Below are 11262 nucleotides of genomic sequence, written 5' to 3' on the forward strand. Positions count from 1 at the left end.
AACTATACATGCGTATATATACAGTCGTATGGTGCTCGTCATGAACTGGTTGCTCAAGACCGCGCAGCGCGGCTGGGTGCTGCTGACGGTGGTCGGGGTCGTCACGGTCGGCGGTTTCGTCATCGACCGCTTCCACGGCGTCTTCGGCAGCCAGCACTCCGCCGAAACCCGCACGGACAACATCGTTTCGACGATCCCGAAGTACGTGACCTACGAAGTCGACGGACCCTCCGACACCACGGGGATGATCAGCTACGTCGATGAGCGGGCCCAGCCGCGACGGGAGCGCTTCACCTCCCTGCCCTGGTCGAAGACCCTGACCACCACGGTGCCGAGCGTCTTCGCCAACCTCGTCGCCCAAGGTGACAGCAGCCGGCTGACCTGCCGCATCACGGTCAACGGCGAACTGCGCGACCACCAGTCGTCCGACGGCGCCTCGGCGACCACGTTCTGCCTGGTGAAGGCGGCATGAGCGGCCAGCACAGCAGCCGGGGCGGCTATCCCCGGCTGATACGGATCCTGTCGGTGCCGATCATCCTGATCTGGCTGGCAGCCACCGCGGCCACCAACCTGCTGGTGCCCAAACTCGAGGTCGTCGGCGCGAACAACGCCGTGTCACTCTCCCCGCAGGACGCGCCGTCGGTCATCGCGACCAAGCACATCGGCACCACGTTCGGCGAATTCGACTCCGACAGCGTGCTGATGATCATCATCGAGTCGGATCAGGCGCTCGGCGACACCGCACGGCAGTACTACGGCGATCTGGTGCATCAGCTCGAGCAGGACACCGCACACATCGAGCACGTGCAGGACTTCTGGGGCGACCGCATCACCTCGGCGGGCTCCGAGAGCGAAGACCACAAGGCGGCCTACGTCCAGGTCAACCTGCGCGGCGACCAAGGGTCCACCGAGGGCGTCGAATCCGTCGACGCGGTGCGGCACATCGTCGACCGCAGCCATCCGCCGGCCGGGGTGAGGGCGTTCGTCACCGGCCAGGCCGCCCTCGTCGCCGACACCAACGAGGCCGGCGACAAGAGCATGGTCAAGATGACGGTGGTGACACTCGTCGTCATCGCGGCGATGCTGCTGGTCGTATACCGCTCCATCGCAACGACATTCATCGCTCTGCTGGTCGTGCTGACCGAGATGAGCATGGCGCGCGGGCTGGTCGCCGTCCTCGGCAACGCCCAATTGATCAGCCTGTCCACGTTCGCCGTGAGTGTGCTGACCGCCCTCGCGATCGCCGCGGGCACCGACTACTGGATCTTCCTGGTCGGCCGCTATCACGAGGCCCGTAGCGCCGGCGAGGACCGGGAAACCGCCTACTATTCAACGTTTTCCAGCGTCTACCACGTTATCCTCGGCTCGGGCCTGACCATCGCCGGCGCCATGATGTGCCTGCTGTTCACCCGGCTGAACTACTTCAACACCCTGGCACTGCCGTGCGCGACGGCGATGACCGTCATCCTGGTCATGGCGCTGACCTTCGCACCCGCGGTGATGGTCGTCAGCACCCACTTCGGACTACTCGACCCCAAGCGCGCCAACAAGACCCGCGGCTGGCGTCGAGTCGGTACCGCCGTGGTCCGGTGGCCCGGACCCATCCTGGTCGCAGCCACCGCCGCCGCGTTGGTCGGAGTGCTGGCGCTGCCCGGCTACCGCACCAACTACGACAATCGCTTCTACGTACCGAAAGACGTGCCGTCCAACATCGGCTACGCGGCCGCCGAAGAGCACTTCACCTCCGCGCGCATGAACCCGGACATGCTGATGGTCGAGGCCGACCACGACCTGCGGAACTCCCGGGACATGCTGGTGCTGGACCGGATCGCCAAGAACATCTTCCGGGTACCGGGTATCGCCCGGGTGCAGAGCATCACGCGGCCCCTCGGCCCGCCGATGGAACACGGCTCGGTGCCGTTCCAGATCAGCGCGCAAGCCGTCTCGATGAACGAGAACCTGCAATTCATGAAGGCCCGCCTCGGCGACATCCAGACCATGACCGACCACCTCACCTCGATGATCGGCATCATGCGGCACATGCACGACCTCAGCGTGCAGCTGGCCGATGCCACACATGCCGGAGATGTTGCCGCGCAGGACATGTCGGCCACCACCGCCGAGCTGCGCGACCAGATCGCCGATTTCGACGACTTCTTCCGGCCGCTGCGGAACTACTTCTACTGGGAGCCGCACTGCTTCGACATTCCGGTCTGTCACGCCATGCGCTCGGTGTTCGACGCCACCGACGGCTTCGACCGGCTGGCCGACAACACCAAAGCGCTGTCCGACGCGATGGGCAAGCTCGACGTGGTGACGCCGCAGATCGCTGCCCAGCTGCCACCGCTGATCAGCCTGTCGACCGACGTCCGCAACCTGATGCAGACCATGCGCAGCACCTTCGACGGCATGGTCACCCAGATGGAACGCATGACCGACACCGCCGCGGCCATGGGCCAGACGTTCGACGACGCGAAGAACGACGACATGTTCTACCTACCGCCAGAAGCGTTCAGCAGCCCCGACTTTCAGCGCGGCATGGAGCTGATGCTCTCCCCCGATGGCAAGGCGGCCCGCTTCATCGTCACTCATGATGTCGATCCCGCAACCCTGGAAGGCATTTCGCACGTCGACGCCGAACTGCAGGCCGCCAAGGAGGCGGTCAAGGGCACGCCGCTCGCCGGCGCGAAGTTCTATCTGGGCGGTACCGCCGCGACCTACAAGGACATCCAGCAGGGCGCGCACTACGACCTGCTGATCGCTGCCCTGGCCGCCATCATCCTGATCTTCGTGGTGATGCTGCTGATCACCAGGGCGCTGGTCGCGTCGATCGTGATCGTCGGCACCGTGGTGCTGTCCCTTGCCGCGTCGTTCGGGCTGTCGGTGCTGATCTGGCAGTACTTCCTGGGCATCGAGTTGCAGTGGCTGGTGATCGCCATGTCCGTCATCGTGCTGCTGGCCGTCGGCTCCGACTACAACCTGCTGGTGGTGTCCCGCTTCAAGGAAGAGATCGGCGCGGGGCTGCGCACCGGGCTGATCCGCGCCACCGGCGCCACCGGTGGCGTCGTCACCGCCGCCGGTCTGGTGTTCGCGTTCACCATGATCTCGATGATCGCGAGCGACCTGCGGTCGGTCGGCCAGATCGGCACCACGATCGGACTGGGTCTGCTGTTCGACACCTTCGTGGTGCGCTCCTTGATCACCCCGTCGATCGCGGCGCTGCTCGGGCGCTGGTTCTGGTGGCCGCTGAAGGTCCGGAGCCGTCCCGCCCGCGCCGCGGAAACCGCAAGCACAACACCGGAACTGGAGATGGCATGACACTTCGTCCCTTCACCGATCTGACCACCGTCACCGCGATCGATTCCGGCGTGTTCAGCGCCACCATCGACGGCAGGTGGACCATCGGCCCCAAAGTGCACGGGGGCTGCATGATGGCGCTGTGCGCCGCCGCCGCTCGACAGAGTGTTCCCGACGCCGCCAACCTGGCACCGATCGTGCTGAGCGCCAACTACCTCAACGCGCCCGATCCCGGCGAGGTCCAGCTGAGCACCACGATCCGCAAGCGCGGCCGGCAGGTGAACCTGGTTGAGGTGGAGCTGTCGCAACGCGGCCGGGTCGCTGTCACGTGCTCGGTCACGCTGGGCCGACTCGACGCCAAGCCGCCGCGCCACCAGGTGCCGCTGGACGTGACCGCGATGACGGTCGAGCCACCGCCTGATGCGGTACCGGTGACCGCCGACCATCCGCTCGGGCAGGTCGTCCACATCGCGCAGGGCTGCGACATGCGTCTGGACGCCGCGACGCCATTCCTCACCGGCGCCGAAGGCGACCCCGTCACCCGGATCTGGTTGCGTCCCTTCGCCTCCGATGAAGCCGATCCGGATGCGGCCCTGCTCTTCGCACTGATGGCCGGGGACATCACACCGCCGGTCACGATGAACCGCGGCCACTTCGGGTGGACGCCGACGGTCCAGCTGACCACCTACCTGCGCCGCCGCCCCGCACCGGGCTGGCTGCGGGTCATGGCGAGCTCAACCGTCATCGGCGACACCTGGTTCGAGGAGGACCACCTCATCGTCGACGCCAACGGCCAGGTGGTCGTACAGAGTCGCCAGATGGCGATGCTGCCGCTGGGGTCCTGACGGTCAGTACGCGGACACCGCGTTGTCTGCGACCCAACGCTTTTCGGCGTCGGAGCCCATGGACGGCGGAATCAAGCCGTTGATCATCCAGAGGTCCTCGCTCGTCTCGTCGACGTGGAATTCCCAGTGCGGGTTGTCATGCGCTTCGAGATACGGACTGAGGATCGACTTGATCCAGTGCGCGATGCGATGGCGATGGTCTTTGTCTGCGGCGCGGCGGGCGATGTGGTCGATGACCACCCGCAGCGCGGTGTCGGTCTGCTCACCACCGACATACAGGTCACCCGAACGGGTTTCGTTGAAGATGACCACGACATAGAACCGCGGCAGCCCGGCCTTCTCGTAGTGATCGGTGATGCTGCGCGCCAGCTCACGCTTGCCCTCGGCGGTAAAAAAGCCCGGCGTGTGGTGAATGGTCCACAGCGGCATGCTTGTCAGACCGCCAACGCGAAGGTCAGGTTCTCCACGGGACCGGACAACGCAGACTTCACGCCCACCGACACCTCATCGGCCAGGACCTCGACCGCGCCCGCTTCCAGTCCGTCGATGATGCGCGTCGCGATGTCCACCGCCGTCGTCTTCGGGCCGGGGATGTCCGCGACCATGTCGGTCTCGATCAGTCCGGCGTGCACGCCGACCACCTGTGTGCCTTGCCCGGCGAGCTCGCCGCGCAGCGAGTTGGTGACCGACCAGATCGCGGCCTTCGAGGCGCCATACGCCGCGCTTCCGGCCACCCAGGACAGCACCGAGTGCATGTTGACCACGGCGCCGCCGCCATTGGCGGCCAGAATCGGGGCGAAGGCCCGCGCCACCCGCAGCGGCCCGAAGACGTTGATGTCGAAGGTCGCCTCGATATCGTCGAAGCCGCCGGTCAGCAGCGAGCCGGGCAGCAGGATACCCGCGTTGTTGAAGATGATCTCGGCGTCCGGTGCGAGCGCGGCGAACGCGGAAACCGATGCCTCCGAACGGACTTCGAGTTCAACCGGGACCACCTCGGGGCGTTCATCGGTGAACGACGACCGGCCCGTCGAATAGACCTTGCGCGCTCCCCTGGCCAGAAGCTCGTCGACGAGCGCGGCGCCCAGACCCCGCCGTCCGCCGGTCACCACGACCACCTTGCCTGCCACTGCGACCATCTGAAGCTCCCTTGCTGAATAACGATGACGTTACTAAGATGGAATCACGGATATCTGAGTAACGCAAGCGTTATCCAAAAGAGGGTGTGATGGAGTTCGAGGAAAGACTGCGCGACCGCCAGTGGTCGATCAAGGACGGCTGCTCAGTGGCCAAGCTGCTGGACCTACTCAGCACCAAGACGGTTTTTCTTGCTGTCCGCGAAAGCCTCTTCGGCACAACACGATTCGAGGACTTCGTCGAGCGGATCGGAACGTCGGCGCCCGCGGTGTCACGCGCACTCAAACAACTCGAGGCCGCCGAGCTGATGGTGCGGGTGCCCTATCAGGAGCCCGGCAAACGGGCCCGGGACGAATACCGGCTGACCGAGGCCGGCGAAGACCTGCTGCCGGTGTACCTGGCGATGAGCCAGTGGGGCGACAAGCATCTACAGAAGGGCGGCCGCGGTCCGCTGTGCTTCGTCGACCGGGAGTCGGGCAACCGGGTTGGCGTGATCGTGACCGATGATCCAAATGCTGCCACCGTTTCCGCAGGTGACATCGAGATCCGGCTGAATCGGTCGTGAGCTTTGCCCATTCCGGAATCAGCAACCATCGCGCCACCGTTGGAGATGAAATGATTGCGCACCCCTTCACGGACCTCGTCACCGTCACCGCGGTCGGCGACGGCACCTTCACCGCCACCATCGACCCGGTGTGGACGATCGGCCCGAAGGTGCACGGGGGCTGCATGATGGCGGTGTGTGCCGCCGCCGCGCAGCAGGCCATCGGTGCAGAATCCGACCTGGCGCCCGTCGCCGTGACCGCCAACTACCTGAATGCGCCCGACCCCGGCGAGGTGCAGCTGACGACGACGGTCCGCAAGCATGGGCGACAGGTCGCCCTTGTTGATGTCCAGCTGTCGCAGAACGGCCGGGCTGCGGTCAGCTGTGCAGTCACCCTCGGGCCGCTGGACGCCAAGCCGCCGCGCCATCAGGAATCTCTCGAGGTTTCGTACCTGCCGGTGGAGCCACCTGCGGATGCCGTGCCGGTGACCGGTAGCCATCCGGTTGGTTCGATTGTCCACGTGGCGCAGGGGTGCGAGTTCCTGCTCGATGCAGCGACACCATTCCTCTCCGGTGAGGAGGGCGACCCCGTCAACCGAATGTGGTTGCGGCCCTTCGCCGATGACGAGGCAAACCCCGACACCGCGCTGCTGTTCGCGCTGATGGCAGGCGACATCACTCCCCCGGTCACCATGAATCAGGGGCACTTCGGCTGGACTCCCACCGTGCAGCTCACCACCTATGTGCGACGGCGGCCGGCGCCGGGCTGGCTGCGGGTGCAGGCCAGTTCGACCGTGGTCGGCCAGACGTGGTTCGAGGAGGACCACGTCATCGTCGACTCCACCGGTGAGGTGGTCGTGCAGAGCCGACAGCTCGCGCTGCTGCCCAAGGGCGTGTAGGCCGGGTTAGGCGCCCAGCTCCACCAGCTGGGCGTCACCCTGGATCGTCGAGAACTGTTGCCACCACACCCAATCGGTGATCGCGGCCCGAAGGTCGGCCGCATACGGCGCGGTGTAGGCCCGGTACAGCGCCGCCGACTCCTGCAGCCGGCCGTAGGCGGCAAGCTTCTCCAGGTGCGCCGTGCGGTAGGTCTCGCCCGTCGTCTGCATTAGCGGACGGATCGATTCCATCCACGCCTTGCCAATGGCCGCGGGATCCGGCGGGAGCAGTTGAACGGGCTGCGGCGGCAACGCTTCATGCAGCTGCGCGTCCGGCCACTCGGCGAGCTTCGCGGCGGCCTCGGGTGCGATGACCTCCAAGCGGGTGCGACCCTTCATCAGGCCGTCCGTCGGAATATCCTCGGGCGGAATGACTTTCGTCTGCAGGCTGCCGGCGAACGGCTGCACTTCCTGCTGGGTGCCGATGACCACCTTGAGCGTCTTCTCATGGAAAGTGCACCACGCCTGCAGCGCGACGAACGGCTCACGCACCCACCGGCCGCGCTGGCCGGCCGGGATGCGCTCGTCAGCGCTCACGAAGATCACCTGCGACGGTAGGCACATGCCGTCCGGAATGAACGACACCCCATAGGAATTCGCGGCGATGATCTCGCCGTCGGTCGTCACGCCGACCGCCCACACGAAGTTCCACGCCATCGGCGGGACCGACGGTGGCGCGTGCAACGCCGCCGCGATTCGCTCGGCGAACTGCACATCCGCGTCCCCTGCCGACTTGCGCACCAGACCGGCCCGCGCCGCGGCAGCCATCGCGTCGCGCTCCGCGCGCGCCGCCGTGACCGGGATCGGCGTCGCGGCGGCGGCGTTCTGCTGCTGGTTGGTCGACATCGGCGCGACGCCCGGACCACCCGGACCACCGGCACCTGCGCCGGGCTGAGCGACCGGCGCAGCCGGTGACGGCGTCGGAGCAGGGCCCAACGGGGCAGCCGGTGCGGCGCCGGCCGGTGTACCGGTCGGCGCGGCGGCACTTGCCGCGCCCGCTGCCTGGGTCACTGGTGCCGCACCCGCACTCCCGCCAGTGCCTGTCGCCGCGCCACTGGCAGCAGCTGGGGTGCCCGACGCGGCACCCGTCTGGGTGGCGGGTTCGGGCGTCGCGAGCGAGGCGGCGGTCGCTGCTGCAGCCAACGGCTGTGCGTTCGGGAGTTGGCCGAACGGGTTCTTTGGTGCCGCCGAATCCTGCTGACCGGCTTGTTGTCCGGGGCCTTGCTGGCCGGTGCCTGGGGTGCTCGGAGAACCCGACGGACTGCCCGGCGAACTTGGGGAAGAAGACGCGGTCGTACTCGTAGGTGCGGAACCTGGAGTATTCGAGCGGGTCGCGGTCGCCGCTGACACGACCGAGCCGGGGGTGCCAGCGGCCTGCGTTGTTCCAGGGACAGTCGTACCTGAAGTCGATCCACTCGCTTGGGTCTGTCCGGGACGCTGTTCACTTATATGGCTCCCTGCGCCGTCCAGCACCTGACCTTGGACTTTCCCCGGTTCTGGATTTGCATTTGCAGGCGGCTCCGCCGGCTTCTGCTGGCTCTCGTGGCTCGCGCCGCCGCCCAATACCTGTCCCTGACCTTCAGCCGGAGGGTTCTTCGGCAGATCTCTCCGCTCCGGCTGAACGACGTGGTTGCCGCCACCACCCAATAGATCACCTTGACCGCCGCCCCCGCCCGGGGTACCAGGACCACCACCCGGTGCGCCCGGTACCGGCGGCGGAACTGGCGTAGCGGGGTTTTGAATCGGTGGTGGCGGAGGCGGCATTTCGCCCTTCGCTCCAGGAGTACCGGGCGGGACACCCAACTCTTGCGCTAGGCCAGAAGCACACGCCGCGACCGCTGCGGTGTTCTCGGCGAGACCCGCAGCCACCAATGACTGGATCGACTTCATGAACGTCACACCGGTGTTGAAGAATGCATTGGCTGCGACCGCATCCCCTGACTGTGCCGCCGCGCAACCGGCCGCGAGCATTTGAAGGGCGGCCTTCGCGAATACCTGGCAAACCTGCTCAGTTGTCTCCGCAGTACGGTTCACCGCGTTTTTGGTTTGAACCACCGCAGATTCGGCGCGGAACACCTTCCGAGCTGCTGCATACACCGCCTCGCACGCATCTCCGTACGAACCAAGAACTCCCTTAGCCGCGGCCTCAGCTAGCCGACCAGCCTCGCCCTCCCAGTCCGATAACTGCATCCGCTGGTGAGCATGATGCGGAATCACCTCACCGTCGAGGCGATCCCCCAAAGACATCAGGCGGACGGCGATATCGTTGAGTGCATTCTCATCGATATCCGGAAATGCTGGACCTTCGACAGTCTTTGGACCGTAGTCACCTGGATGAAATCGCTCAATCGTCATATTGGATCGTCCTTCGACCAGACCCGCTCAGGATCGCCCAATAGCGGGGGTCGACAATGCCGACTCGACTCCCTACGGGAACCAACGAACCGATCTCAAGCATTGATGTACCGATTCTCAACCCGCAGCGTAATTACACGCCATCCGCACGACCGCAGCCGCTCCCTGACCAGCGGAGTAAATCGTGTGATCATTCGGCTGATAAGTCGACAGCGCCTCAACGTACGTACGTTGGTATTGGACGCCCAAAAGGATGAAATCCTTGACGATAGGGTTCGAACTCGCAGCAGCCAACTTCTCCAGCGCATCTGACATCGATTTCATCGCCGGTATGACCGCGTCGGTGAGCGACTGCTGCTCTGGCGACCAATTGCTCGCAGGAATTTGAGGATCGGTGGCCATCCAACTCTTGAATGCTGGGTTCTGCGCCAACTCATCAAGAGTCATGCCCAAGTTCGAGCAAATCGGATCGGGAGTTTCGAATATTCGGGCGGGGTGCGCGGAATCTCCGATAGGTGCAACCACGGTCGGCGCTTTTTGTGCAGGAACCAGCGATGCTCGCGCTGCCGCCGAACCCGACGAAATCGCGTCGCAAATGTATGTGATAACAAGCCCTGCCGTCGCTGCCGTGCGCGCCAAGCTGTCATCGATCTGCTTGTATGCAGAAATGCTATCCGCATAGGCTCGCATATATACGATGGACTGCTCATAGAATTCGCGCATTGCGCGATGCGGAGTCATCTTCGCCAGCGGCACGATCTGATCGGCAGCCTTGCGCCACGCCTTTCCGACAGCCTCGTACTGCGCACGAATCTCAGGTGTCCACGATGCCGCAGGGATTGACGGATCGCGATCCCGCCACCCCTTACTTTCAACGCCTGCCAAGGTATTGGTGATAGGCCCCCACGGTGCGCACGACGGGTCCTCGGTGATTATGCCGACCGGGCCCTTGTCGTTAGCACTCGCAACATCCGACGGCGCGGCCGAAGTCTCGGTGCCACCGCCTTTGCCGTCACCACTGTTCTTGGTGCACGACACTGCAACCACGGCCGTCACCGCGATCACCGCAACCAACGACACCGCCCCGATGGCCCACTTAGCGGCACCGCCCTTCTTCGGCGGAACCGGAGCCGGCCACGGCTGCTGCGGACCCCACTGCCCACCCGGTCCTGGCTGGCCCGGCCAACCACCCGGCTGCTGCGGCGGGGGCGCACCCCACGTCGGCGGTTGCGTCACAGATCGCCCTCCCTCAGAAACTCACAACGCAAAACAGTCAAGACCGAAAATTACACATCGACCGCAGGATTTGCGGCGTGGCGCCCCGACCGCGGCGCAGTCGTGGAAGGCGGCACCGGTGCGGCCGGGCCGCTGCTGGGCCCGGCAGCCGCGTGCTTCTTGTCGGCCTCGGGGTCCTTCTTTTCCTCGGGCTTCTCGTCCCGCTTCTCCTCGCGGGCCTTCTCGTCGCCGGGCTTGCGCTCCTCCGGCTTGAGCTGCTGACCGGCGGCACCACCGACTCCCCCGGCACCTGCGTCTCCCGGCTTGGCCCCGTCTTTACCGGCCTGTCCGGCGAGCTGCTGGACCTGCTGCCCGATCTGCTGGGCCGCCTGCATCGCGGTCTGCGGAACCGATCCGAGCGCCTGCATGGCCTGGGCCGGCGCCTGGAAGGCCTGCATCGCCATGCCCATCATCTGGCCGAACTGGCCCATTCCACCGTCAGCGCCGCCGCCAGCCTTGCCGGCGGCGGACGCAGGATCAAGACTCTCGCCGGCTTTCTGGATCGTCTGTCCGCCCGCTTCGTCCCCACTCTGATAGGCGCTCCGAGCCGACGAGACCTTGCCCGCGAACGCCTGATCTTCCGCCTGCGCTGCGGCGACCTTCTCGTTGGCGCCGTCGACCAATTCTGGGATGTACGACGAGAGCATCAAGCTGACCGGATCGCCGTGCGCAGGAAGATGCACCCAACCCAGCGGCGGCACCGAAGCCGCAGACCACGACATGGTCTCCAGGTCGACCTTCAACTCACCGCTCAACGCGTCCACCCCCACTTCTGGACAGTCCCGCATCCGAGATTACCCGCACCACCAACCCCAGTCCTGCACCAATCTTGCGCAGCGTTGAGTACGGGTTTGCTCAAATCACGAGCGACAGC

At 65.6% G+C, this 11262-nt stretch carries 10 protein-coding genes; 5 read left to right on the forward strand and 5 right to left on the reverse strand.

Features of this window, described 5'->3' with window-relative positions; translation table 11 throughout:
• Nucleotides 1-40 precede the first annotated feature (40 nt).
• Genes BR47_RS0125805 through BR47_RS0125815 form a run of 3 tightly spaced genes read left to right on the forward strand, consistent with a single transcriptional unit; the run spans nucleotide 41 to nucleotide 4142 of the window.
• On the forward strand, nucleotides 41-472 hold the full coding sequence (locus tag BR47_RS0125805) for an MmpS family transport accessory protein (protein ID WP_029121254.1): 432 nt from the start codon (nucleotides 41-43) through the stop codon (nucleotides 470-472).
• A complete protein-coding gene (locus tag BR47_RS0125810) occupies nucleotides 469-3318 on the forward strand; it encodes an MMPL/RND family transporter (RefSeq protein WP_029121255.1) in 2850 nt (949 codons plus the stop codon). Before BR47_RS0125805 ends, BR47_RS0125810 begins: the two co-directional genes overlap by 4 nt.
• Nucleotides 3315-4142: a thioesterase family protein gene (locus BR47_RS0125815; RefSeq protein ID WP_029121256.1), complete on the forward strand. Its 828-nt coding sequence runs from the start codon at nucleotides 3315-3317 to the stop codon at nucleotides 4140-4142. The genes BR47_RS0125810 and BR47_RS0125815 overlap by 4 nt, the downstream gene beginning before the upstream one ends.
• A gap of 3 nt (nucleotides 4143-4145) precedes the next feature.
• Here BR47_RS0125815 and BR47_RS0125820 read toward each other — a convergent pair whose 3' ends face one another.
• Nucleotides 4146-4571 carry a tautomerase family protein gene (locus tag BR47_RS0125820; protein WP_029121257.1) on the reverse strand — a complete coding sequence of 142 codons (426 nt, stop codon included), beginning with the start codon at nucleotides 4569-4571 and terminating at the stop codon, nucleotides 4146-4148.
• A 5-nt stretch (nucleotides 4572-4576) separates the two neighbouring features.
• Entirely contained in the window at nucleotides 4577-5278 is a 702-nt protein-coding gene (locus tag BR47_RS0125825; protein ID WP_029121258.1) for an SDR family oxidoreductase, read from the reverse strand.
• An 89-nt stretch (nucleotides 5279-5367) separates the two neighbouring features.
• Between BR47_RS0125825 and BR47_RS0125830 the strand changes: the two genes are divergently transcribed.
• Entirely contained in the window at nucleotides 5368-5841 is a 474-nt protein-coding gene (locus BR47_RS0125830) for a winged helix-turn-helix transcriptional regulator (protein WP_020101753.1), read from the forward strand.
• A gap of 50 nt (nucleotides 5842-5891) precedes the next feature.
• Nucleotides 5892-6719 (forward strand): thioesterase family protein, encoded by an 828-nt coding sequence (locus tag BR47_RS0125835; RefSeq protein ID WP_029121259.1) that lies wholly within the window; start codon nucleotides 5892-5894, stop codon nucleotides 6717-6719.
• Between the two features lie 6 nt (nucleotides 6720-6725).
• On the opposite strand, the gene BR47_RS0125840 is transcribed toward BR47_RS0125835, so the two are convergent.
• The 3 genes from BR47_RS0125840 to BR47_RS32310 form a co-directional block, all read right to left on the reverse strand.
• Nucleotides 6726-7769: an EspK C-terminal domain-containing protein gene (locus BR47_RS0125840; protein ID WP_051635007.1), complete on the reverse strand. Its 1044-nt coding sequence runs from the start codon at nucleotides 7767-7769 to the stop codon at nucleotides 6726-6728.
• A gap of 1461 nt (nucleotides 7770-9230) precedes the next feature.
• Nucleotides 9231-10193, reverse strand: coding sequence for an ESX-1 system-associated protein (locus tag BR47_RS33355; RefSeq protein ID WP_141772133.1), 963 nt, complete (start codon nucleotides 10191-10193; stop codon nucleotides 9231-9233).
• A 206-nt stretch (nucleotides 10194-10399) separates the two neighbouring features.
• The gene (locus BR47_RS32310; protein ID WP_051635008.1) at nucleotides 10400-11152 is read right to left on the reverse strand and encodes a hypothetical protein; all 753 of its coding nucleotides are present in this window, start codon (nucleotides 11150-11152) and stop codon (nucleotides 10400-10402) included.
• Nucleotides 11153-11262 lie beyond the last annotated feature (110 nt).

Origin of the sequence: Mycobacterium sp. UNC410CL29Cvi84 (assembly GCF_000686745.1) — a bacterium.
Taxonomy (GTDB): Bacteria; Actinomycetota; Actinomycetes; order Mycobacteriales; family Mycobacteriaceae; genus Mycobacterium; species Mycobacterium mucogenicum_B.